Source organism: Candidatus Peregrinibacteria bacterium (genome assembly GCA_016699755.1).
GTDB lineage: Bacteria > Patescibacteriota > Gracilibacteria > CAIRYL01.
In genome coordinates this window covers 1,204,244-1,229,725 of sequence record CP065009.1, presented here as the reverse complement: position 1 = coordinate 1,229,725, position 25,482 = coordinate 1,204,244, and the positions used below count along the sequence as shown (strand labels likewise).

The 25,482-nt window shown below is 40.8% G+C and carries 19 protein-coding genes; 11 read left to right on the top strand and 8 right to left on the bottom strand.

Translation table 11 applies throughout. The features are described 5' to 3' along the window. Positions 1–62 precede the first annotated feature (62 nt). From IPN35_05480 to IPN35_05465, 4 genes are read right to left on the bottom strand one after another with little or no spacing between them, the layout of a single operon-like run. A complete protein-coding gene (locus tag IPN35_05480; protein QQS59006.1) occupies positions 63–3,098 on the bottom strand; it encodes a PKD domain-containing protein in 3,036 nt (1,011 codons plus the stop codon). 26 nt (positions 3,099–3,124) lie between these two features. Then, the gene (locus IPN35_05475) at positions 3,125–6,538 is read right to left on the bottom strand and encodes a PKD domain-containing protein (GenBank protein ID QQS59005.1); all 3,414 of its coding nucleotides are present in this window, start codon (positions 6,536–6,538) and stop codon (positions 3,125–3,127) included. Beyond that, on the bottom strand, positions 6,526–6,918 hold the full coding sequence (locus IPN35_05470; GenBank protein ID QQS59004.1) for a hypothetical protein: 393 nt from the start codon (positions 6,916–6,918) through the stop codon (positions 6,526–6,528). The genes IPN35_05475 and IPN35_05470 overlap by 13 nt, the downstream gene beginning before the upstream one ends. Positions 6,919–6,922: 4 nt before the next feature. Then, positions 6,923–7,330, bottom strand: a complete 408-nt coding sequence (locus IPN35_05465; GenBank protein QQS59003.1) for a hypothetical protein — start codon at positions 7,328–7,330, stop codon at positions 6,923–6,925. A 164-nt stretch (positions 7,331–7,494) separates the two neighbouring features. Between IPN35_05465 and IPN35_05460 the strand changes: the two genes are divergently transcribed. The 4 genes from IPN35_05460 to IPN35_05445 all read left to right on the top strand — a co-directional run bounded on the left by IPN35_05460 (position 7,495) and on the right by IPN35_05445 (position 12,283). Beyond that, positions 7,495–8,355, top strand: a complete 861-nt coding sequence (locus tag IPN35_05460) for an MBL fold metallo-hydrolase (GenBank protein ID QQS59002.1) — start codon at positions 7,495–7,497, stop codon at positions 8,353–8,355. Positions 8,356–8,392: 37 nt separating this feature from the next. Beyond that, positions 8,393–9,691, top strand: a complete 1,299-nt coding sequence (locus tag IPN35_05455) for an NTP transferase domain-containing protein (protein QQS59001.1) — start codon at positions 8,393–8,395, stop codon at positions 9,689–9,691. Between the two features lie 427 nt (positions 9,692–10,118). Next, positions 10,119–11,222 carry a DNA polymerase III subunit beta gene (gene dnaN / locus IPN35_05450; protein ID QQS59000.1) on the top strand — a complete coding sequence of 368 codons (1,104 nt, stop codon included), beginning with the start codon at positions 10,119–10,121 and terminating at the stop codon, positions 11,220–11,222. Positions 11,223–11,227: 5 nt separating this feature from the next. Beyond that, a complete protein-coding gene (locus tag IPN35_05445) occupies positions 11,228–12,283 on the top strand; it encodes a 1-deoxy-D-xylulose-5-phosphate reductoisomerase (protein QQS58999.1) in 1,056 nt (351 codons plus the stop codon). Positions 12,284–12,318: 35 nt separating this feature from the next. Here IPN35_05445 and IPN35_05440 read toward each other — a convergent pair whose 3' ends face one another. Together IPN35_05440 and IPN35_05435 are read right to left on the bottom strand one after the other, a co-directional pair. After that, positions 12,319–13,593, bottom strand: coding sequence for an FtsX-like permease family protein (locus IPN35_05440; protein ID QQS58998.1), 1,275 nt, complete (start codon positions 13,591–13,593; stop codon positions 12,319–12,321). A gap of 2 nt (positions 13,594–13,595) precedes the next feature. Next, positions 13,596–14,069, bottom strand: coding sequence for a hypothetical protein (locus IPN35_05435; protein QQS58997.1), 474 nt, complete (start codon positions 14,067–14,069; stop codon positions 13,596–13,598). 103 nt (positions 14,070–14,172) lie between these two features. Between IPN35_05435 and IPN35_05430 the strand changes: the two genes are divergently transcribed. The 5 genes from IPN35_05430 to IPN35_05410 all read left to right on the top strand — a co-directional run bounded on the left by IPN35_05430 (position 14,173) and on the right by IPN35_05410 (position 19,829). After that, entirely contained in the window at positions 14,173–15,717 is a 1,545-nt protein-coding gene (locus IPN35_05430; protein ID QQS58996.1) for a hypothetical protein, read from the top strand. A gap of 69 nt (positions 15,718–15,786) precedes the next feature. Beyond that, on the top strand, positions 15,787–16,641 hold the full coding sequence (murI, locus tag IPN35_05425) for a glutamate racemase (protein QQS58995.1): 855 nt from the start codon (positions 15,787–15,789) through the stop codon (positions 16,639–16,641). Continuing rightward, entirely contained in the window at positions 16,638–17,555 is a 918-nt protein-coding gene (locus IPN35_05420) for a tyrosine-type recombinase/integrase (GenBank protein ID QQS58994.1), read from the top strand. The genes murI and IPN35_05420 overlap by 4 nt, the downstream gene beginning before the upstream one ends. A gap of 175 nt (positions 17,556–17,730) precedes the next feature. Further along, positions 17,731–17,922 carry a hypothetical protein gene (locus tag IPN35_05415; protein QQS59946.1) on the top strand — a complete coding sequence of 64 codons (192 nt, stop codon included), beginning with the start codon at positions 17,731–17,733 and terminating at the stop codon, positions 17,920–17,922. 164 nt (positions 17,923–18,086) lie between these two features. Further along, the gene (locus IPN35_05410; protein QQS58993.1) at positions 18,087–19,829 is read left to right on the top strand and encodes a threonine--tRNA ligase; all 1,743 of its coding nucleotides are present in this window, start codon (positions 18,087–18,089) and stop codon (positions 19,827–19,829) included. A 9-nt stretch (positions 19,830–19,838) separates the two neighbouring features. On the opposite strand, the gene IPN35_05405 is transcribed toward IPN35_05410, so the two are convergent. Both IPN35_05405 and IPN35_05400 read right to left on the bottom strand, forming a co-directional pair. Continuing rightward, positions 19,839–21,377 carry an extracellular solute-binding protein gene (locus IPN35_05405; GenBank protein ID QQS58992.1) on the bottom strand — a complete coding sequence of 513 codons (1,539 nt, stop codon included), beginning with the start codon at positions 21,375–21,377 and terminating at the stop codon, positions 19,839–19,841. Positions 21,378–21,392: 15 nt separating this feature from the next. Further along, complete coding sequence (locus IPN35_05400) at positions 21,393–22,739, bottom strand: glycosyltransferase (protein QQS58991.1); 1,347 nt, start codon at positions 22,737–22,739, stop codon at positions 21,393–21,395. A gap of 96 nt (positions 22,740–22,835) precedes the next feature. Here IPN35_05400 and IPN35_05395 point away from each other — a divergent pair, with 96 nt between their 5' ends. Both IPN35_05395 and IPN35_05390 read left to right on the top strand, forming a co-directional pair. Then, entirely contained in the window at positions 22,836–24,272 is a 1,437-nt protein-coding gene (locus IPN35_05395; GenBank protein ID QQS58990.1) for a cysteine--tRNA ligase, read from the top strand. Further along, positions 24,273–25,193 carry a hypothetical protein gene (locus tag IPN35_05390; GenBank protein QQS58989.1) on the top strand — a complete coding sequence of 307 codons (921 nt, stop codon included), beginning with the start codon at positions 24,273–24,275 and terminating at the stop codon, positions 25,191–25,193. The last annotated feature ends 289 nt before the right edge of the window (positions 25,194–25,482 follow it).

Below are 25,482 nucleotides of genomic sequence, written 5' to 3'. Positions count from 1 at the left end.
GGAAATCAAGCGATTCTTCCGAAAAACCGCTTGATTTCGTCAGAGGGTCATTCCAAAGCCATTTATTTGCCCTTATTTTCTTGGGACGGCATGGGCGGAAGATTCGCCTCACCAAACAAGAGATCTTCTGATGTTCCTATACGATTTTCGGGAAGAGGAGAGGCTTGCGTTGGTGCAGAAGTCTTTTGTGAAAAAGAAGTTTCTGGGATCGAGGGCGGAAGATGAGGTGGTGGAAGTTCTTTTTCAGAAACAGTTTTTTCTTCAGCAGATGACACTTCTTTGGAATGCTCGAGAGAATCAAAAGAAGACGAAGTGTTGCTTGGCGCTGAAACATCCGAAGGAGGAACAAAGGGAGGGACCGTCGGAATGGCTGGCATCTTTTTCTCAGAAGACTCCATGGGGAGAGGCGACGTAGGAGAATCCAAATAGTCATCTTTGAGCCACTCTGGAACAGTAGTGTCTGATTTTTGTTTTGATTCTTGACGATCCACCACAGATTCAAGAGGGGGTTCGCCTAGAGTACCAACTGGTTCTTGTTGCGAACCTAAGGGCGAAGAAGGGGTGTCTTCATCAGTCCATTCTGAAGTAAAGGAAGTCTCCCCTAGTTTCTTCTGAAGAAGGGGGTCTTGATGCTCTTCTGGTTCACTCACTGCCTGAAGCCACCCTAGTGGTGATTGAGGTGCATTCTCCTCCTCTTGTTCTTGTGAATTTTCTGATGGAATATCTCCTGATTCACCGATGAGATTCTCTTCTCCCACCTCTTTTTCTTTATTGTGGAGCCATTCGGGAAGCGATGTCGGTGTCGTAGAAACCTCTGTCTCCGGTTGTTCGTTTTTCTCTTCTGGTGTTGATACGAGTATTTCTGGAGAAAGAGCCTCTTCTTGACCATCAACATCATCGGGGATGACAGGCGACGTTGGTGAAATCCATACAGGTGTTTCGCTGATCACCCCTCTTGCGTCTGATACTTCTTCAGAATAGTCAGAAGAATCCGTCTCCTCGGGAAATTCTGCCGGTGTCGACACCGCTGGTGCAACATCAGAAGGTGGAGGGACGGCAACTGCCTGAAAAATAGATGGCGCATTCGCTATGGGAACCGTTTCGGGATTTTGTTTTTGAAAAGGGGCAATGCCTGGCCTTTTTCGCCCTGGAAGCATTTCTTCCAAAATTTCTCCAAACGACTCGTCTGGTGATTGTATTTTGCGAATCACAAGAAGAATTCCTGGAAGTAAAAGAAGGAATGTTCCCAAGAGAATGAAAAAAGGAAGAAGAAAACTCGATTTTTTTTCATCAGAGGGTGTGTTTGACGAGAGTGCCTTTTGGGAAATGTCAATGGTACACACAGTATCTTCAGCAATGGCAATGCTTCCACCCTTACACCCCTCCGACCATGCAATGTCTTCTCTATCTGAAGAAAGCGAAACCGCTGTTCCAAGGGGAAATGGTGCCGAACATGTCTCTCCACAAGAAATTCCACTGGGGACACTTGCAACTTCCCCCTCAAATCCCTGTCCTTTTGTGATTGTGAGAATCCCAACTGTTGGCGTAGGTGCCTGCTCTGTCGCTGTATCAACAACGACGGAAGCGGTTTTTTGAGAGGATTGTTTCGTCGTATCGGTAACAGTAAGCGAAACAGAAAATGTTCCTGTTTTGGCATATTGATGCAAGGGGGAGGGGTCTGTACTTGTTTGTTCATCTCCAAAATCCCAAAGGAATGCAAGAGAAGGGTCTTCTAAACGAGTGTCGGCGCGTGAAAGATTGGTAAAAGAGGTGCCATTTTCTACATTCTCAAAAGAAAAATTGGCAATAGGAGGTGCGGTAGTCTGCATTGCATCCTCCTTTGGAATCGGCAGAACTGTCAGTGATTCATGAAGTAAGATTGATGTGTCTCCAGAAGAAACAGTAACTCCTACTGTAAACTCACCTTCTGTGGAGAATATGTGTTTCTCGGAGGAGCTCTCACCACTTTTATCTGAAGCTCCATCTCCGTTAAAATCCCAAGAAAAAATAACACCGGGCGAAGTACCGAGAACTGTAAAGGTCACCTCTTCTCCAACAAATGGGCTGGGATGATCGAGAATAAGTTTCGGATTCATTTCTGAGATAGTCTCCTCTTTATGAAAAGCACCATCAAACACTATTTTTCTGCGCAACAAACTTCCCTTTCCTTCCTCAGAAACAACCACGAACTGGAGGATGCGCTCCTCGGCATCGCTCTTTTGAAAAATGAGTGAAAAAGGAGTTCCCCGATAAAAACTGGTATCACGACGATTATCAATATCATCAGCAGGATTCCCGTTTCCATCAGAATCAATTGCCGTGTTTTCGTCTATCCGATACTGAACAATGTTTCCCTTGCTCAGTGAGGGGAGAAAATACACTTCGGACGAATCACCAGAGAGATGTATCACGCCGCTCTTATCTGCTGGTGGATACGAAAACATCACCGCCTCTATTGGTTGCTCCAGAAGAGAAAGATCTTCCACTCGAACCGTTCGCGTTTGGGTTGAAACCTCTCCTGTGGCATTCACTGCAGAAAAACGAACAGGAATATCCCCCAAAACCCCCTGCTGATATGCCACAACCCATGTTGATTTTGACGGATCTGGATTATCTTGATCATTTGATGGGGTCCCATCACCATCTGAATCAACAACAAGATTTTTATCAAATCGATACTCCGCAATCTCTCCTGAGCTTTCTTTGGCAATCATCCAAAAGGAAGGATTATCCTTTGAAACATGAATAATCCCTTCTTCATCTGTCGGAGGAAGCGTTCGGAGTGCCGCATCAAACGGGAGAAGTTCGTTCGGATTAGATCGAACAATAACGCGCATGGTCGAGCTTTCGGTTTTCCCCTCTTCGTTCCGCACAGAAAACACAACATCATATTCTCCCTCCTCCAAAAAACGGTGTAAAAACACTTCTTCCGAAAGAACCTCTTTTTGTGATCCATCCTGAAAAATAGCCCATTCAAATGATACCGGATTCTCCATTGTAAAATCGGGTCGAATCACCACCTCTTCTCCAGGAGAAACAGTTGTTATTCCAGCGGCAACGGCAGAGAACAACCCCGAAAACAGGAGGAAAAGGAACATGGGGGCCCGAAAGAAGAGTGTTGTTTTCATGAGGAAGAAATAGGGAGAGAAAGCGTTTCTGAAAGAATTCCTATTGAGAGTGGAAGGCGCGCGCGAAGGACAGCTTCGTTACCCGTTACTTGAAGACGGATGGTAGCGACCCCCCGTTGCATTTGTGTCACAGGAGAAAGAATCTCTGCGCCCTCTGACTCAAAAGCAATATCCCCCTCTGCAAGGGTTCCGTCTATATTTCTGCCAAAAGCATATATGGTAAAAACATTTTCTTCTTCTGGATCAGACACGGCAGAAAGCGTGAGTAAGGCATAAGGAGCATTTACCGAGAGAGCAGGAGTCTTCTCTATAATTCGCTCAGCAGAATGGTATTCTGGACGAAAAACACTCTCGTCTTCTACAAAGATTGTTCGCTCAGCTGAGCGAACAACTCCTTTTGACTCTACACGCAATCGAACGGTGTATGTTCCGCTCTTAGAAAATGATGACACGGTCTCCGATCCAGAGGTAATATCGTCGTCTAATCCATCTCCATTAAAATCCCAAAAAAATCGGTGATCATTGTTTCCAGAATTATCATTCACTTCTGCGGTAAAGCGGATGGGCTGTCCCGATAACACAGCCGTCTTATCGGGGAAGAAATTTATCGAAAAATCCGAGCTTTCTCCGTTTTTAACTCGAACAGATTCCCTTTCAAGTTGGGTGACCCCCCCGTCATTATCCTTGATTTCCGCAAAAAGAAAAAAGGTGTTTTCCTGATTTTCGATGCCAACAGTTGGAAGAAGGATTTGTGTATTTGGAACCTTTGTTGTCTGCGCCCCAATCCTTTCTGTGCTCCCCTCTCGAGTTGCCCACCACTGATATTCCACAATCGATCCATCGGGATCAGTTGCCCCTTGCACCGAAAGAGAAATAAGGCAAGGGGTTGTGCACTGGCTTCCTGTAGTAGACACCTCTAAACGAGAAGCATGCGGAAGAATATTCTCCACAAAAAAGAAAAGAGGTGGTGATGTTGCCGTAATACCGGTTTGAGTATCACGAACAGAAACAGTGGCCTGCTCACATACTCCATCCGAACTTGTTGCCAAAAACATCTTCACAACCCCTGCTCCACTCGCACTCTCGTTGTCAGAAAAACTCCATGTGTACCCCGCATCAGAAGAAATTGTACTTGATGCAACAAGGGTAATTCGCTCTTTTCTTCGCACCCGAAATGCTGATTTTCCATTACAGACCCCCTCCTCAAGAGGAATATTCCATCCATCTCGTTGTGCCCTTGCTACAACTACAGGGGTATCATCACCTCCCACCACAACAGTATCTTGAAAGACACTCTCGCCTCCTTCAAAACCCTGCACTTTTAGTAAGGCAGTATATATTCCAGGAGAATTGTATGAATGGGAAACACTCGAAACACTCGTTTCCTCAAAAGAACCATCACCAAAATTCCAAGAATATGATGATGCTTTTTTTTCTGTTGCGGAAAAGAATATCTTTTCTCCAGGGAGAACGACGGACTGAGAGGGAGAAAAATGGGCACTTAATACCGATTTGATCACAAAAGATTTTTCTATTGAACTTATTTTTCCTGTTGAGCTCACCACCTCAAGACGAACCGTGTGTGTTCCGCTCTCCAAAAACCGATAGGTTGCACTGGTGTCTTGACTACTTCGAATATCAAACTTCCCATCATTCGTGAAATCCCAATAATACAATAGGGGCTGGTTATTTGGATCAAAGCTTGCGGAAGCATCGAAACGAAAAAGTGCAGGATCTGCCAAAGAAACCGGTTCTCCCACAAAGGATGCTGTAGGAGATAAAGAGGAGATAGAAATTTTTTGTTGCGCCTGAACACCATTCCCCAAAAGGAGTTCTATAAAATACTCCCCCTCTTTCGAAAACACGTATGCAATTCGTGGATTCCCAGATTCCTCATGAATAAGTGTTCCGCTATCCGTCAAAATACGCCAACGATATTCGGGGGTAAACCCTTCTTCCAGCGAAGAACGAGAACCATTTATTTCCACAGGTTGCCCTGCCTCGGGGTGTTCAGGAGAAACATCAATAGCGGCAAAAGAAGGAAGTATTTGTAAGCGAATTTCTTTTTCTTTTCCCGACTCCTCGGTATTTGTAGAGATTTTCAGAGAAACGCGCTTTTCCCCGACTTCAGAAAAAAAGTGAGTTACTGGAGTAGAAAAGTGTTGAACCTCCCTTTCGCCATCAAAGCTCCAGAGATATTCGCTCGCCACAGCCCCTTCTGCAATGGTGGAGGGGCTGGGATCAAAAATAATCCCTGATTTTGCATCTTGAAGAGATATTTTAAAAATACTAGTAGGGTCTTGCCCATTAATAGTGAATCGTGCTGTTGTTTTTTCGGGAAACACTCGAACAATGACGGTCGCTACACCTGGTAAAATATTTTTTCCGGATGCAGTTGAAACCTCCAAACGAATCACGTAACTTCCTGGTTCAGAAAAGTCCACCACTTTTGTTGCTCCATCTCCCAAATTCTGCTCTACCCCTTTGTTATCCACAAAACTCCATCGGTAATTTTGAGAAGGAATTGTGATACGAGAAGGATCTTCTGAGGAAAGTCCGCTTATACGAACAGCAAGAGGAAGGCTTCCTTCGCGAGGAGTCGTTTCTATTTTTGCATCCATCCGAGGGGTTTCTTCAATTCCTCGAAGAAGAACCTGAAGACGATTTCGAATTTGAGATCGAAATTGCTCAAACTGAGACTGAAGTTTTCGTTGTTGATCTTGAATATCCTCTGCGGCAAGATCGAGATTTTCGAACTCCCTGGTAATATTTATTATTTTTTTGAACATTTCTTGAGTTTCTTCGTCAGCATTCTTCATTGTTCCTTGGTGAAACCCTTCCTTAAGAATTCGAATGGTTTCCGATTCTGAAAGATCAGAAAAAATTGCCCCATAAGAAGCGCTCCATTCTTCAGAAAGGAGAGGCGAGATACGCTTTGTGTCCATTGATTCAGAGAGTGTTTCGAGTCGATCACGAACCACTTGTTCGTCTTCGTGGATATTTTGACCAGCGGCATTTGCTGTGGTGCCCACCAAAAAACTCACAATTGCCCACGACAGAAGAATAAGAATAATTCCTAGGGCAACCCAGATAATTCCTTTTTTTCCTCGATCTATTTGATCATCATTCCCTCCAGCAGTAATCCAAAGAAATCCAAAGAAAACAAGAGCAACAACAGCAATGAGTCCAACAAAGCCGAGGAAGTAGTTGGTGATTTTGAGTACTTGCGCCCGAAAATCGTTGTTATTTAGTTCGACTGGCACATCTTCTTGGTTCGGAGGCGCAAAAGTGTTGTTTTCTCCAGGAAGTTTTCCACTTGGAACTGCCCCTGTGGTGTCTGGCAAAATTATTGCCCCAAAGAGGAGGGTGAAAAAAATGCCAAAAAAGAGAAGGTATTTTATTGTGCCCATTTCACCAAAAAACTCACAATTGCCCACGACAGAAGAATAAGAATAATTCCTAGGGCAACCCAGATAATTCCTTTTTTTCCTCGATCTATTTGATCATCATTCCCTCCAGCAGTAATCCAAAGAAATCCAAAGAAAACAAGAGCAACAACAGCAATGAGTCCAACAAAGCCGAGGAAGTAGTTGGTGATTACCAAGACACATTCCCGAAACCCCTTTGTACAAATTTCACCAACAAGACCATTACTTGGCGGTGGTGCCAAACACCCTTCTGGAGGACAGTTTTCTTGAGGAATACCTCTTGCATATGTTTTTTCCAGAAATATAAATATTCCGAGAAAAACAACGAATGACTGCCAAAAAAAGATTTTTATTTTTTGCATATTTCTACGCTGTAGCGGTAATAAGCACCGAAACAACCGCATAGGAAATAAGAATGAGAATAATACCAATCGCTGTCCATATAATAATTTTTTTGGCGGTTTCAGTACTCTCTTCACCTCCAGCAAAAGCGGTGACATACAGAAACCCCGCCCATACAAGAGCAACAAAAGCAATGGTTCCCAGAAGCGCAAGTCCAAAACGCACCCACCCCAAAATTACTAAAATAAGATTATCGCTCTCAATAATTCCTGTTCCCGGTAAAAACCCGAGGAGCACTTTTAGTCCGCCCTCTGCTCCACAGGCTTCTCCAGGACAAGAAAACACAGGATCACCATCTGCCCGAGAAGCAAGCGGAAAAGAGAGAAAAGTGAAAAGAAAAAGAGAGAAAAGAAGCTTACAAAGATGTGCCATTGTTTCGAAATAGGGTTTTGTTTTTTTTTCTTTATATTATACTTAAAATATCTTTTTTATTCAATGGTTTTCGGGACTTCTTTTTGGAGGTTCTTTCTTCTTATTTTCCCCTCTCTTGTTGGAAAAAAATCTCTTTTAAAAGTCCTCTTCTTTTTTTGGTTTTTATGATGCATTCACTTTTTTATGACATCAGCATCTGCCTTAAAAATACAAAAATCTTCTCCTTTCTCTTTTTCTTTTTCACCCTCTTTGGGGTTGGTGGTGTTTTTTCTCTTTCTCCAGAGTTTTTTCACACAAAGCTTTATATGTTTCATATTCCTGGAGAATCTCTTTTTCTCTCCCTTTCCTCGGGACACCGTATTCTTATTGACGGCGGAATGGACGACACTGCCGCAGAAAAACTCTCTGCACTCACACCATTTTGGAACCGGAGTCTTGATGCGGTTATTATAAGCCATTCTGACCTCGATCATATTTCTGGTCTTTTTTTAGTGCTCTCATCTTTTCCCGTAAAAAGTATTCTTCTTTCTGGTGCATTTGGTGAAGATAGTGATCAAAAAAAAGCGTTACTCCATTTTATACAAGAAAAAAAGATCCCTGTTTTTTTTCTTCACGAACAACGAGATTTTTCTATGGGAAACATTTGGTTTGATGTTCTTTTTCCATCATCAACACTCCTTGGTGTTTCTATAGGAAATCAAAACCAAAACTCTCTTGTGTTTCGAGGAGTGTTTCCAAAAGAAAGTGTGCTTTTTATGGGTGATACAGAAAAAACAGGAGAAAAAAATCTCTTAATGAGCTCACACAAGCTTTCTTCTTCTATATTAAAAGTGGGGCATCATGGATCACAAACCTCTTCTATCCCAAAATTTCTCGATGCCGTTTCTCCAAGCACTGCACTTATTTCCGCAAGTAAAGATAATCCTTTTGGACATCCGCATACCTCTGTTGTGCAGTCATTTTTTGAAAGAAATATAATGGTACACATCACAAAGGATGAAGGAGATATTGCTTTTTCCCTTTAAAAAAAGGAGAATTTTTTTTCTTTGTTTTCACCAGCTCATGACCCCTTCTGTCATACTTCTTGCCGCAGGAAAAAGCACACGTACCTGGCCGATTCGCGAAAAAATTTTTTTTTCTATTCTTGGAAAATCCATTCTCCAACACCAAATAGAAACACTTCTCTCTGCAGGGCTTTATGAAATTTGTGTAGTGGGAAATAAAGAAAATATTAGTCGTATACAGGAGATCTGTGCACCTCTTCCGGGGAAATTTTCTTTTGCGGTTCAAGAAAATCTTAAAGAAGGACAGCGTGGTGGAATTCTTTCCGCAGAAAATTTTACCTCGCAAGAGAAGCCGGTTTGCATCGTTTGTTCAAATGACATTGTGGAAAACAATGTCTTTCTAAACCTCTTAGAGAAGACAAAAAAATCGTCGACAGAAATATGTTTGGTGGCAAAAAAAGTGGAGAGTTATTTTCCTGGTGGATATCTTTCAGTAAATGACTCCGGACGAATTATTAGTATTGTGGAAAAACCAACACCTGGAACAGAGCCGAGTAACTTGGTTTCTCTTCTTATTCATTTTTACCGACACCCTGTAAATCTTTTTGCGCGTCTCAAAAAGAGAAAAGAAGGAGATTTTTATGAAGAAATTCTTCAAGAGTGGTTTTCTGATGGTGGAGATGCAGAGGTTTTAGAATATAGTGGATTTTGGCAGGCAATTAAATATCCGTGGCATTTTCTTGTTTTACGAGAATGGTTTTTAAAAAGTATTCAACAACAAGAAATTCATCCTTCTGCACAAATATCGAAAAATGCTGTTGTTCGCGGAAATGTTATTATTTCAGAAGAAGCTCGAATTTTTGATTTTGCGGTTATCCAAGGACCCGCATATATTGGAAAAAACACCATAGTGGCGAACCACACACTTGTACGCGATTCTATTATTGAAAATAACTGTGTTATTGGTCACACCACAGAAATTGCACGAAGTATTATTAGTGACTCATGTTGGACACACCGAAATTTTATTGGAGACAGTGTTTTTCAAAAAAATGTCTCTCTCGGTGCAGGAACACAAACAGGAAATCTTCGTCTTGATGAAAAAGAAGTTTCCTCTGATATTAAAGGAGAAAAAATAAATTCTTGTCTTATAAAATTTGGCTCTATTATTGGTGAAAACGTTCGTATTGGTATTAATACAAGTATTATGCCGGGAATAAAAATTGGAGCAGAAAGTTTTCTAGGAGCAGGAGGGGTTTGTATACAAGATGTTCCAGAAAACACTTTCCTCTCTTTTACAACATCAGAAATAAGAAAAAAAAACACCTTCTCTGTGGATACACGAAAAGATTTCTAAGATATTCAGAATGATCACTTTTTCTGTTCTTTTTTTTTCGCTTTTTCAAGCGAAAAAAAACAGACTTCTTCTTTGTTTCATTTTTTTTGTTCACCATAAATTGTCGCTTTCTGTCGAAAAAAAGAAAATCATAGATATTAAGCAGATAGAAAAATGTTCACTTTTTTTCGCCAAACTTCGACATATTGTTTCTTGAAAACAAAAAGGTATACAAAAGAGTATTTTCCACTTTTTTCCCTTTTTTTCACAGAGGGTTTTTTTATTTAAAAAAAGAAATATTTTTCTTAAGAAAATAAAAAGAAGTCACCTTTGGAAGAAAAAATCGACATTGTTCGTCAAAAAAAAGAAATATTTGAAAAAGACTTTGTTTTCTTGCCTCCTTATTTCTTTTATGAAAGAATCACCCTAGAAGAATTATTGTTTTTTTATGAAGTTTTCCTGTCATAGGGAATCATTTTTACAGGCACTTAGTGTGGTTCAAAAAGCAGTAGGAGGAATAGGTGTACTCCCTGTGCTCGAGAACATTCTTATTGTTGCAGAAGGTCAAAGAATAGAACTTTCGGCTACAAATCTTGAAATATCAATAACAACAACTGTTTCAGCAAAAGTAGTAAATGAAGGAAAAACAACAATCCCTGCAAAAACTTTAATTTCTTGGGTAAAGCTTGCCCCTGGAGAAGAAATGGGATGTACACGACTTGAAGGAGAAAAGATACTTTTTCAGGCTTTAGGGACGAAAACAACACTCTTTGGTGTTTCTGCTGATGAATTTCCTATTCTTCCTGTCGTCGAAAAAGAAGAGATAGTTGTTATTGACAAGAAAATATTTTCTAAAGCACTTGAGCAAGTGGTATTTTGTGCTGCCGCTTTTGGAACACGACCAGTGCTTTCGGGAATATTGTTTATTGCGGAAGAGAAAAATATTACTCTCGTTGGAACAGATAGTTATCGTCTTTCAGAGAAAAAAATTCCTCTCAAAAAAGGAGTAAAAAACAATGTTTCATGTATTATTCCTGCAAAAACACTTCTCGACACAGAACGAATTCTTTTATCTGAAGAGGAGGGGGATGTGGAAATTGTCTTCTCAAAACATCAAATTCTCCTTTCATTTAACTCTGTAAAAATTATATCACGAGTTATTGAGGGGAATTTTCCAAATTATCAACAAATCCTTCCAAAAGGACATCAAAACGAGGTAAGTGTTTCACGACAAGAGCTTATACAAACTGTACGCAGGGTTGGTATTTTTGCTCGTGAGAATAATAATAATATTAAACTTTTTTGCTCCAAAGAAGAAATGAGAATAACAACAGATGCAACAGAAATTGGAACCGAAGAGTCGGTTATTTCTATAAAAAGCACTGGTGGTGAAAGTGCCGTAGCACTTAATGCTCAGTTTCTTTTAGATATTCTTTTGGTTTTTAAAGACCCTGAGGTTCTTTTGCGATTTGGAGAGAAGCTAAATCCTATTATGGTGTGTTCTAAAAATGAGGAAGGGTTAACACATATTATTATGCCTCTTAAAATATAAAACAGGTGAAAAAAATAAAAGTACTCCTTTTAGGAGCAACTGGATCTATTGGATCACAAACTTGTGAGGTACTTCGAGAATTTTCAGACCAATTTTTACTTGTTGGTGCATCAGCAAATACAAATATTCAAAAACTTCTTCGTCTTCAAGAGGAATTTTCTCTTCCCCGTGTTGCTCTTTTTTCTTCTCCGGAAGAAAAAAATTCTCAAAAAAATATACTTTTCAAGGAAGAGGGGCTTCTTCGGCTTATACGAGAAACAGATGCAGATATGGCGATATTAGCAACCTCAGGACCATTATCACCTTTATTAGCAAAAGAGATTATAAAAAGCGGAAAACATCTTCTTTTAGCTTCAAAAGAAGCATTAGTAGAAGAAGGGGAAGAAATTCTTCTTCTTGCTAAAAAACATAAAAAAAAGATTCGACCAATCGATTCAGAACACTCTGCTATTTGGCAATGTCTTCGTTCTGGACAACAAAAAGAAGTTTCCCGAATTTTTCTCACATGTTCAGGGGGTCCATTTTTTGATGTAGAGAAATGGCCAAAATCCCGATTTTCTTCTGTTACTCCACAAGAAGCTGTTGCACACCCAAATTGGTCAATGGGGCAAAAAATATCTGTTGATTCCGCAACACTTATGAATAAAGCATTGGAACTTATTGAGGCAGTGTATCTCTTTGGTGTTTTGCCAGAAAAAATAGAAGTTGTGGTGCATCCAGAATCTTTTCTTCACTCTGCAGTGGAGTTTTGTGATGGGTCGGTTGTTGGGCAAATGGGGATGCCAGATATGCGCATTCCTATAGCATATTCACTTTTTTATCCAAATCATCCACCACTCCTCTTTCCAAAAACATCTTTTTTTGGAAAAACACTTACATTTCAAAAAGTAGATGAAGAACGTTTTCCTTCTCTTATTTTTGCTCGAGACGCACTTAAAAAAAAGAGGTGTAAGGTAATGAATCAAGCAAATGAACAGGCAGTTTTAGAATTTATTTCTGGAAAAATTTCTTTTACAGATATTTTTGAGCGAGTGCGGTTTGCAGTGTATGGTGATGTATAAAAAATAGTTTTTTCTGTAGAAGTGGAGGTGGTATTTTATTTTTGAAGTATTTCGAGTGGCTCTTTTTTGAAGAAAAAAACAAGAGGAAGAAGAATAAATAAAAGTGTGGTCAAAAGAAGAAACACTGCAAATAAAATAATCTCTTGTTTTGGAAAAAATAATTCAGAAAAAAGAATAGTGTTTCCAAAAAAGACATCTGTTATTTTTTGCAAAAGAAGTGAAAAGACAGAAAACGCCCCAAAAAACCCTAAACACGTTCCAATACCAACAAGAAGAAGTGCTTGTGCGCCAAAAATAAGAAATACCTTCTTTTTTTGCATTCCAAGAATAAGAAGAAGCCCAATATCGTACGCATGTTGAGTAATAAGTGCCGAGAAAAAAGAAGAAAGAAGAAGTATAGAAAGAGAAAGAATAATTCCGCCAGTAAGAATAAGCACTGCAAAAAATGAAAAAAGAATATTTCGCATTTCTGAACGAAGAGTTTCGGCATTTTGAATAAAATACCCCTTCTGAGAGAGTTTTTTTTCAATATATGCGGCACTTTTTGCGGAATCTGCCTGAAGAAAAACTTGAGTATAAATTGAGTTTTCTGGAGAAATATTTCCGATTTTTTTGTTTATTTCTTGAGCGAAACCAAGAGGAATAGAGACTCCAATAGCAGGAACAAATGGTGAAAGTGCGGCAATATATCCTTTTTCTTCTTGGTTTTTATTTTGAGTAAGTGAAACACCAAGTAAAGAGGAAGAACCAAACAAGAAAGAGAAAGATTTTCCAAGAATTTCTTCTTCAGAAAAGCGGGAAACCCCGAGAGAGGCATCTGCAATAGTAGAATTATAAAGAAGTAGAAGTTGTGGAGAAAGTATAGAAGGGACGCCACGTTCATTTTTTGTAAACTCTTCCGGGGAAATATTAGCAATAAGTGGATCCACACCAAATATTGGACTATCAGTTTCAAAAACAAAGCCAAACATATTAATGCGAAGTGAGTTTGGAAATCCAAGTAAAAGCTGTCTTCCAACTGCTGTCACCCCTTCTGTATTCCGAAAAACCTCCACATCTTTTTCAGTAAGCTTTCCATTTCCCAAAAAAAAATCAATTGATGATTTTTTTGTTTTCACAATAAGGAGTTCATTTTGATTTTGTTCCTCAAAAAGCGGAATAAAAAATAAAGTGTTTACTGTAGAGCCAATTCCAAAGAAAATAAGACAGAAAAAAACACCAATTCCAATGGAAATTGCGCAAAAGGATGAGCGAATTTTTTTCCGCGAAAGTAAAATAAGTGAAAGTCGAAAGACTTCAGATAGCCGCATAATTAACCCATAAGAATTTGAATCCGCTTCCGTGGACCATCTCCATCAATACTTTTTGTTGTAAGCTCGGGATACACCTCTTTGATATACAAATGAACTCGTTTTCGAAGATATGGATCAAGTGAGGGCATAAGCTGGCTTATCTGACTATTTTTTGCGGCATCTGCCTTTTCTTGCGCAATACGAAGAATTTTCTCTTCTTGATTTTTTCGGTACCCATCAACATCTACCACAAGGGAAATACTTTCTTCTTCTGAGTGCGGAATACTATTCCAAATAATTTTTTTAATAATATGTTGAAGTGCATCTAGACGATCTCCATGGGTTCCAATAAGAAATGGTGCTCGATCAGTCTGAATATTAATTCGTAATATTTCACTCTCTTCAACGATCTCTATTTTTGTATAAGGAAAATCGAGGGCACTGAGGAATTTAGAAACCACTGTGTTTATTGTTTCTAAAATATCTGTTTTCATATGGTATCTTAAAAATGCAAATGAGATACTGCCGAAATATTCAATATATCGCAAGAAAACAAGGGGTTCACAAACAAGACTCTGTTTCGGTATTCTTTTCAAGATGAAACCCTTTTTTGGTCCTCTTGGCGCCGGTGCTGGAGCACTGCTTTTGTTACTCGCAAATCTTCTGAGTTATGGTGTTGGGCTTTTTCGAGATATTTTACTCACAAATCATTTTGGAACCTCTCTTAAAGCTGATGCTTTTTTTTCTGCCTTTGTTCTTCCAGACTTCCTTTTTTCGTTTTTGGCAATGGGGTTTATTTCTGGAGGGCTTTTGTCAGTGTTCCATTCTTCAGAGCAAAAGAATTCTTTTTTGGCGGAAGATGTATTTCGAAGCTTCCTTACACTCCTCTCTTTTTTTGTTGCAGTTGTTTCTGCTCTTTTCTTTTGCATTACTCCATTTCTTCTCCCTTTCTTTTTTGAGATGGAACAGGATCAAATTGAACAAATAACCCATCTTACAAGAATCCTTCTTCTTTCACCATTTCTTTTTTGTCTTTCCAACACCATTGGAATGATTCTTTTGGCAAGAAAACACTTCCTTTCTATGGCACTCTCTCCTGTGCTTTACAATATCGGAATTATTGGAGGAATTCTTTTTTTTTCAGAGTCCATAGGGATTTACGCCGCCGTATGGGGAGCTGTGTTTGGCGCACTCCTTCATCTTGGCTCACGGCTTATTGATTTTCGATCTCTTAATCTCTCTCTTCTTCCAAAAATCTCTTTTTCTCCAGAGCTAAAATCCATCTTTCTTTTAGGAATTCCAAAAACACTGGGACTTATTTTTTTTCAAGCAACACTTTTTGTATTTGCCGTTTTCGCATCAAAAATGCCAGAGGGTAGTCTTTCCGCGTGGAATCTTGCGAGAAATATTCAAAGTCTTCCTGTTTCTCTTTTTGGGGTTGCGTTTGCCACGGCGGCACTCCCTTTTCTTTCTGGGTTTTTTACAGAGAAAAAAGAGGAGGCTTTTCAAAGGAGACTCCTAAAGTCCGCATCACAAATTCTTTTCTTCACTCTTCCTGCCACAATTGGGCTTGTGCTTGTGGCAAATATTGTTGTGGAAGCACTCTTTGAGCGCGGTTCTTTTGATGAACATTCGCGAATTTTGGTGACATCTGTTTTAGTGGGTGTTGCTATAGCAACACCTTTTGAATCGCTCACACACCTTTTTTCTCGTGCATTTTTAGCGCAAAAAAACACTCTTTTTCCAGCACTCGGAAAGTTCCTTTTTTTTGTAGTAGCCGTCTTAGTGGTAAGATTTGATCTTAAAAGTGGCGCCGCAATTTTTGGAGTAGCATTTACCTCAGGAGCTATTGCAGAGTGTTTCTTTTTGATGACCCTTTTTCTCCGAAAAAATCCATCTCTCTTTTTACGCGATTTTCTTCTTCGGGTTCTTCGGATTGGAGCCCTTTCTCTTTTTGATGCACTAGTAGTGATGAGCTTTCTCATGGTTTCTGGTGATTTTTCTGTTTTTTTTCGCCTCCTCGGAGGAATTGTTGTGGGAGGATCTTTTTTTATTGGGGGTGCACTTTGGCTTCGATTTCCTGAAATGGAAGAGGTCTTTTTCTTTGCAAAATGGAGAAATACAACACAAAAGAAACATTAAGAAAAACTTCAGTATTCAACAATCCTTTTGAAAAAGAGTATGCTTCTCTTGCATAGTCTCTAAGAGCACATGATTGGTATTTTTGATTCCGGATTTGGTGGACTTACAACAGTGCGTGAATTGCGACGCATCCTCCCACAATACGATATTCTTTTTTTAGGAGACTCTGCACGAACGCCGTATGGCTCACGGAGCACAAGTGCTGTAACGCGCTTTACTGAAGAGGGGGTACAGCGCCTTTTTGCAGAAGGCGCAAAGATAGTGCTTGTGGCGTGTAATACGGCGAGTGCAGATGCGCTTCGATATTTGCAATCAAAGTATCCACACCAAAAAACTCTCGGCGTTCTTATTCCTGCGGCAGAAGAAGCCCTTGCTCAAACTCGTTTTGGACGTATTGGGGTGCTCGCCACAAGAGGCGTGGTGGCATCAAAAAATTATGAAAAAGAACTCAATAAGCTTACTTCACTCTTGTATCATCCTGCGGATACACGAGCAGAGCAAATTCCAAAAATTACTTCCGCCCCTGCCCCCCTTCTTGTACCGCTTGTGGAAGAAGGATGGATAAAAAAACCAGAAACGCGAATGATTCTTCGAAAGTATCTTCGCCCCCTTAAGGAGGCGAATATTGATACTCTCATTCTTGGGTGTACGCATTATCCACTCCTGCTTCAGGAGTTTCAAAGAAAAATGGGAAAACAATGTGTTATTATTAATTCTGGAGTGGCACAAGCAAGGAATTTTGTAAATTATCTTTCTCGACACAGGGAGATAGAGCAAACACTTTCTCAAAATGGTGTGTGTCGGTTTTTAACAACAGATGATGCAACGCGTTTTCGGGAGCTTGGGTCTCGTTTTCTTGGGGAAACCATTTCTTCAAAACAAATTTCGCACATTGAACTCCTTCCGGTTTTTCCACAAAAATGAACACACAAAAACAAAAACCACTTGGAGAACTGGTCTCAGAGTTTCTTGTTTTTCTCGAAATCGGAAAAAACAGAAGCCCACGAACACTCGAGAATTACCGACACTACTTGAATCGTTTTCTTTCGCTTGTGGGAGACAAAAAGGAGCCAAAAGAAATCACTCAAAATACAGTTCAGTCTTTTCGAATTTTTATGAACAGGGCGTCTCCACCGCTTTCTCTTCGCACACAAAACTACCATCTTTGTGCGCTCCGAAGTTTTTTAAAGTACCTTCAGCGACACGATATTGAATGTTTGTCCGCAGAAAAGGTCGATCTCCCCAAACTTCCCGAGAGAACGGTAGATTTTTTAACCGCCGAAGAAACCGAACGTTTCTTTTGTGATATGCCACGAGAAACGCTATTTGAGGCGAGAAATTACGCTATCTGTGAAACCCTTTATTCCACAGGACTTCGTGTTTCCGAATTGTGTTCGCTGAATCGTGAACACGTGGATTTAAAAACGCGTCAATTTTCCGTGAGAGGAAAGGGGCAAAAAATGCGACTCGTTTTTCTTACAAGCAGATCAGCTGATGCGCTTCAAGACTATCTCAAAAAGCGAACCGACAACCTCTCGCCATTGTTTCTTTCGTATGCAAGGAAGTCAAAAGACGACATTGTCGACGGGCAACGACGAAGGCTTACCCGTGGTGTAGTGGAGACCGTTGTTCGAAATGCGGCATTTTCGGCAGGAATTGTAAAACACGTTACACCACACACACTTCGCCACTCTTTCGCCACCACGCTTCTCCAAAACGGCGCAGATATTCGTGCGGTGCAAATAATGCTCGGACACAGTACCATTGCTACCACCCAAATTTATACACACCTCACAGACCGAAACCTGCACGAAATCCATGAGAAATTTCACCACTAAGCGTCTTTTTTGTGTTGATGGGGTACGAAATATGACGCTGTACTTCAAAATTTCTCGGGAGTCCTGTCTCATTTTGACTCTTCCATTTCTTCATCAGGAGCTTAAAAAACAAATATTTGACTCTTGGAAGAGAAGTTGACAGAATAATCCGGTCTTTCTTTTGAATTTTTTAAAGATGCCGCGCGGAAAGAAGAAAAAAGTGGTTGTGATTATTGGTCCAAATGGACAAATTCTGAAACACAAGTACCACAACAATCATCGGAATGTACCGAAAGAGAAGGTGGCAGATAAAATGTATGATCCTCTCCAAAGAAAACATGTTGGTTTTTCAGAGATGAAAGTAAAAGACGAACGACACTCTTCATGAATTTTGCCTTTCACACAAAAGGTATATACACCCCTGCATGATCTTCCTTATTTTTACAACAGAGGCGATAACGCGAATCACATCTCTGTAATGAGCGGAGTTTTTTTCCTGTTTTGGTAAAAAGTGCTCCGTAACAAAAGCGGAGTTTTTTCTTTATCCTTTTTATGTCAGAAATTACCATTGATGAGCGACGGCATTCTGCGGCGCATGTTCTTGCGGCAGCAGTACTCTCTCTCTTCCCTGAGGCAAAAATGGGAACCGGACCGGTCATTAATCACGGGTTTTACTATGATTTTCTTCTTCCTCGCCCGCTTATTCCCGAAGACCTTCCAATCCTCGAGAAAAAAATTCGAGAAATTTCTGGAAAAAAAATCCCATTTGAACGTTTTGATGAGCCAATTGATCAGGCAAAGGCCTTTCTCCGAAAAATAAACCAACCCTTTAAGGCAGAACTCGTAGAAAAGTTCGAAAAAGTAGGGGTGACATCTGTTTCATTTTACAAAAACGGAGAGGTGTTTGTTGATCTTTGTGAGGGTCCACACGTAGAGCACACTGGACAAATTGGAGCGGTTAAGCTCACCCATTTTTCTGGTGCCTATTGGCAGGGGGATTCCGGTCGTGAACAGATGACCCGTATTTACGGGCTTTGCTTTGCTTCTCCAGGGGATCTTAAAAATCATCTCATGCTCTTAGAAGAATCAAAAAAGCGAGATCATCGAAAGATCGGACAAGAGCTAGATCTGTTTACCTTTTCCGAACTTGTCGGATCGGGCTTACCACTCTTTACACCGAAAGGAACATTCATTCGTAATAAAATTGCCGATACTATTCAAGAAATTCAGGAAAAATATGGTTTCGAAAAAGTAAATATTCCCCATATTGCGAAAAAGGATCTTTATGAAAAGAGTGGACATTGGCAAAAATTTAAAGACGATTTATTTCATGTAAGTGGAAAAGGTGATACGCAATTTGTGATGAAACCTATGAACTGTCCGCATCATGCTCAGATTTTTTCGAGCAGAATGCGAAGCTATCGCGATCTTCCTATTCGATATTCCGAAGTTACCGCATGTTATCGTGATGAGCTTCCTGGGGAGCTCTTGGGGCTTTCCCGTGTCAGGAGTCTTACACAAGATGACGGGCATATTTTTTGTCGTATCGCCCAAATAAAAGAAGAATCAAAAAACATTGTTTCGGTGATTCGTGAATTCTACGGGAAGCTTGGTATGTTTGAGCAAGGAGGATATTGGGTGAGCCTTTCGGTTCGAGACCCAAAAACACCAGAAAAATATCTCGGGGAAGCAAGCTCTTGGGATGAGGCAGAAAAGGTGCTTGAGGAAATTGCTCAGGAAGAAAAACTCGATTATAAGCGAATAGAGGGGGAGGCGGCATTTTATGGTCCAAAACTCGATTTTCAGTTTCGAGATGCTATCGGTCGCGAGTGGCAACTTGCAACAGTTCAGGTGGATTTTGTTCAACCAGAACGTTTTTCACTTGAGTACACCAATGAAAAGGGAGAAAAAGAGCGCCCCGTTATGATTCATCGCGCTATTGCCGGCTCTCTTGAGCGTTTTATGAGTGTTCTTATCGAGCACTATGCAGGATCATTTCCGGCGTGGCTCGCACCAATTCAGGTACGAGTACTTCCGGTGTCAGAAGCACATGATACATACGCCGATCAGGTTGTTACTGTTCTTCGAGAAAAAAGAATTCGCGTGGAAAAATCTTCTGCTACAGAGACTCTGGGGAAACGTATTCGTGAAGGAGAAACCTCAAAAATCCCCTTCCTTTTTGTTGTGGGTGATACAGAGAAAGAGCAAGAGACCGTCACCATTCGTCAACACGGAAAAAGAGAGCAAGAGACGGTTGCTCTTCATGCTTCTGTGGAAACAGTGCTTAACTCATAAAAGGCAGTGCTACTTCTCTAGGAGGCACTCGGTATCGAGAGCACTGTCTTTTTTTAGGGATTTGTCGAGAAGACATTGGAATTGTTTTTCCATGGTATTGAGGACATCTTTTATGGATTTACTGTTTTTATTGGTAGTCTTTATCCCCTCCTCTATCATTTCATGGTAGGAAGATTTATCAACCATGGGAATGGTTTTTGAATAGGGAACTTGACGAGCAAATGGACCGATGAGCGGATCACTCCACTGCTCTTTATTTACAGAAAGAATAGCTGATGGTTTTTGGGTATTTTTTGCGTATTCGCGAGCACGGTTTTCCTCTGAAAGAAAAAGAAGAAATTCCCAAGCATATTCGGGATATGCACTGTTTCGAGAAACGAGAAGTGGATAAAAATTCGCAAGGGCATCTCCTGCTCCGGTCTTTGTTTCCCCTTTTGGAATAAGTTGAGGTGCCTCTATGGTAAAAATATCTTTTTTATCCACGGCATCGCTGTCCTTATTCTTTTTGTACTCCTCGGCAAGAGCGACAATGCGCTCATAATCCGTGGCATATCCAAAAATCATTCCCACGAGTCCATGGGCAAAAACGCCAAACTCTTTGGCATCTGCTTGTCGAGCAGTGATGAGATTGTTCCAAGAATAGTGTTTGTTTTGGGTGTTAGCGAATCCTGTGAAGAGGAGCATTGCCTGTTCTCCTGGTTCATCGTAGGCCTTCTCAGTATTTGTCTTTTCGCCTTTTGATGCGCTGATTCCTGTTTTTTCTTTTTCTTCATCAACCATTGGGGTTCCGTACTGAACGAAGAGAAGATTAAGAATATCAACCGCTCGAAAAATATTGTCCGATCTCCCCATTGCAATTCCAGAGAGATCAAAGCGTTCGAGGCGGTTTCCGTTTGTTTTTGTCATTTGTGCCGCTTGTTCTTTTATACCCCCCCATGTTTCTTGTGGCTTGGGGTTTGTTGGAAAAACCTCCTTAAAGTATTTGTTGTTATAATATAGCCCAAGTGTATCAACAAAAAGCGGAATACCAAGAACCTCTTCTTCCTCTGAGTCATTTTTGTGAATGAGGATTTTGCTCGTGACATCAGAAAACTTTTCCCGAAAAATCTCTCCGTTTATGAGGCTTGTGGGGGCGGGGGTAAACTTCTGAGTGTTTTGGAGAATTTGGCTGTAGTGAAGGGTAAAAATATCCGGACCCCCTCCTTCTGCCATTTCATTCAGGAGAAGCTTTTCATATTCTTTTTCGCTCGAAAACTTTTTGTAGCGAATGTGAATCCCCGCGGCTTTTATCTCGGGAAGACTTTCAAACTCCTCAATTTGTCCACGAAAAGCGCTTTGATCATCAAATAAATTCCAAAAAACAATTTCTTTCTGCTCCACAGATGCCCCCCCCTTGCATTTCGGATCATCTGGATTTTCTTTGCAAATACACTCGGGATAGCAACTCGACCCCTCCGTGCATTTACATCCACATGCAGCAAGAGAGAGGAGAAATAAAATAAAGAGAACAAGGAGTGGTGCCAAAATAATAAGGATGAGTTTTCTCATAACGAGAAGGGTGTTTTAAGAGAAGCGAGAATAGACTTCCCGAAGGACGCGACCCCAAAAAGCACGAATTCCGCGATGGCGAAGGTAGGACAACCCTACAGAGAAGACACCTTTCTTTTTGAGCATTGCCTTGGGAGAGTGAGTGGGATTTTTGAGCCATGCACAAAAATCTCTTTGAAGGAGTGTATCAGAAAATCGTGTTTTTATCAATGTTTGACCGGCAACTATACACCGTTTTTGAAGATTTTTATCCTGACAAAGCTTTTCAATAGCATTTGCAATTTCTCTGCTCTCCCCACTTTCGCAAGTTAGTCCTGCGCCAGATTGTCCAACAATTTCTGCAATCTCACTTCCCATCGTTGTTACAATAGGAAGCTCATAGCGTAGCATCTCGTTTATACGATTTCGAGCGCCTACTTCTGTTTCGGCACACATTCGATCCACATTTATTCCCATATCTGCCTCTCTAAGGAGTGAGGGAACATGTTCATATGGTATCCATCCTAAAAGATGAAAACGGTCGTGAAAACGCGATTTTTTAACACGTTTTTGGAAACGAGGATAACTTTCCTCATCAATACCAAGAAGATCTGTCCCAGTCATGAAAAAATAGAAGTTCGACACTTTCGCCATAACGAGTTCACATGCTTCAAATAGTGTTTTCTCATCTGCCCAAGCGTTCATGCCACCAATCCAAACAGCAATAATGGCATCTTCTGGACATACTCTTCCTCGGAAATATTTTTCTGCCAATGCTTCTTCGGAAGAAAGCGGTCGACATGAGTTTTCGATAACTTCGACAAATGGGTGGCGAAAACTGTCTTTTGTTAGAAGCCCAATCATTGCCATTTCTCCATATACAGCATATTTCTGTGCTTTCGATACAACCGACACTTTGTCTGCTCGAACAAGAATTTCCTTTTCCATTTTTTTGGCGAGAGGAATGTAGTCGTTCGTCTGAAGAGCGAAGGCTTGAGCTTGCTTTTCCGCCATTGCCCATCCATTCATATCCGCCCAAAATGGAACATGCTTTGGTATTTGACAGCTTGCAAGATAACAAGGAAAAAAATTCACGCCCACGACACATGTTGGCGAATTTCGCCAATAAAATTGGCGAAGGTGTCGAAATATATTTGGGTCATGTCGAGACACCGAAACATGGCGAAGTTGTCGAACTTCTTTTTTTGTTTTTATTCCTTTGTATTCTTCATTTTCAACGACAAAAATTGACACATCAAACCCCTCTGGAATCGACCGAAGAAATTGCTCTGTCCTAAGACCTCCAGCATTTCCTCCGTTCCGTTTTTCGGACGGAAGAGGTCCGCTTCCAACAAGAAGGAGCGAAGAGGGTGTCTGTGTCATTTTGGAAGTATCAAAAAGAACTCTATTCTAAGCGTTGCACAGGTTGTGGCTTTTTGGCAAAGTACCTTAGAAATGCTTTCTGTGTTTCTGCCTTAAATGTCGCTAACTCTTTTAAATACACTCGGGAGAAAAAAAGAAGAATTCATTCCTCTTCATTCGGGGAGAGTCTCTCTCTATACTTGTGGTCCTACGGTGTATAACTATGCGCATATTGGAAATTTTCGGGCATACCTTGCGGCAGATACCTTGCGCCGATGGCTTCTTTTTGGAAAGCAGTATGCAGTGAATTGGGTACTCAATATTACCGATGTCGATGACAAAACCATTCGCGATTCCCGTGCCACGCACCCTGAAATGCCACCTCGTGAAGCACTTACTGCTTTTACAAGGCTTTATGAAGAAGCATTCTTTGAAGATATGGGGCACCTTGGCATTTTTCGCTCTGATTTTTTCGCTATTCCACGAGCAACAGACTACATTCCTGAAATGCAAGATTTAGTTCGGAAAATTTTTAAGCGCGGATTTGCAAAGGAAATAGGGGGATCTGTTTTTTTTGATGTTAAAAAGTGGGCAGAAGCCGATTCTTACGGAAAGCTTTGTCACATTGATTTTTCCTCGCTTCGGTCTGGAACAAGAACTCTTGCAGACGAAACAGAAAAAGATGACCTCTCTGATTTTGCTCTCTGGAAGGCAAAAAAAGAGGGGGAGCCAGCGTGGGACTTTGATTTTTTTGGAACAAATCTTCCAGGGCGCCCCGGATGGCACCTTGAGTGTAGTGCTATGGAAAAGGAGATTCTTGGTCTTCCGTTCGACATTCACACCGGTGGAGTTGACCTTGTTTTTCCTCATCATGAGGATGAGGTTGCACAATCTTCATGCGGATATAACGTAGAGCCTACTCGATATTTTTTACACAACGAACACTTGTTGGTGGAGGGAAAAAAAATGAGCAAATCTCTTGGAAATTTTTTCACTCTTCGCGACCTCGTAAGTCGTGGACACACAGCAGAAGTAATTCGGTTCTTTCTGGTCACAAGTCACTATCGGACAAAGCTAAATCTGACAGAAGAAGCTCTTATTGCTTCCGCGAATGGACTTTCTGGAATCCGTAATATCTTGCGAGAAATCACAATTGGCGAAGGTGGCGAAGCATGTCCGTTTGTGGACATTGAACCTTCTCTAGAAAAGGCAAAACATAACTTTTTTTCTGCCATGGATGACGACCTCAATACTCCCGTTGCCATTGCCACTCTCCATATTTTTCTCAAAACAATTTCGGAGAAAAAATGTTTCACCCCTGATGCGCTTGAAAAACTTCGGGAGACTGTTGGCTTTTTTGGAAATGTTTTTGGTGTTTCCTTCTTTCCCAAAGAAAAAGTGGCTTCCGATGTAATATTTCAACTCGCCGAAGAGCGCCAGCGTGCTCGAAAGGAAAAACGATGGGATGATGCCGATATGTTGCGCCAAAAAGTTCTTGAAAGTGGCTTTGAAATTCGTGATCGAAATGATGGGTTTGATCTCTTTTCTCTGTAAATGCTTGATTTCTCGAATCGTCCTCCCCATTGGTGGCTTCGGGTGTGTATGTCGCTTCTTTTTTTTGTAGGAGGAGGGGTTTCGGTGTTTTGGGCACAGGGATTTCGAGTTGATTTCAAAAACCACAATATTGTTCCAACGGGAGTACTTTCTCTTGAGACAACTCCTGCCGATATTCCCACGATGGTGGATGGTGAATATCTTGGAAAAACTCCGGGGGTTTTTCTTGGGAAACACCTTGGTGATCATCAGGTGTGCTTTTTCCCCAAAACATCTTTTCCTCTTTGTTTTTCTATTTTTGTTCGAGGGGAGCGCGTTACCAACGTTTTTAACATTCTTTTTCCGTCTCAAGATCCTGTGGCACACCGTGTCGGAAGAGAAAAAAATATTCTTACCGACCCAAAAGGCAGGGGGTATATCGCTCTTTTTTCTGACTTTTCCGAGGCTCGTGTTGTGGAAGCAGAAAGAGATACGTTTGTTGCCATACCGACCGTTCCTCATGATACTCCTGCTTTATCCGCAGAAGGAGTTGTTCTTTTTGGTGATGGATCGTCACAAACAGTATTTTTTTCACATGTTCCGGATCTTTCGATCCTTCGATTTTCTCCAGAGAAAAACACATTTCTTTATGCAAAAGAAAACCAACTCTTTCTTCGAGACCCCCTTCTTCAAAAATCTCGCTTGTTGACTGAGTTTTCTGAACCTGTTACTGCGGCATGGTTTTTTCCACATTCAGAGTCGATACTTGTTTTTCTCCCTTCTTCCATTGCTTTTCTTCCTCGTCAGGGGGAGGTACCACGAGTGCTTTTTCAAAAAGATGTCGACAAAGATGCACTTTTTTTTCCAGAACAAAAAAGCATTCTCTGGTTTTTTGATGGAGAGGCGTACGAATATGTCTTTCCACAGAAGGAAAATACATAATCCCCTATCATGAATGCACTCCGAAAAATAGTACTTTAGAATGTATAAAAACTTTATGCAACAAGAAGTACTGAAACATTTTCTTTTTTACCTCGTTTCTAAGGGCGTACCATGAAAAAGGTGCTTTCGTTCGGTTTTTCAAAGGAGAGGGTGGAAATAAAGGAAAAATAAAGGAGAAAGAGAGAGGAGGTATTGACTTTTTGGAAGTCTTTCGCGAAAATCCGCAAGTATTCTTTTTCATCCGATGAGAAAAGGGGGGGAAGAAAAGAGGCAAAAAAGCGAGGGGGGA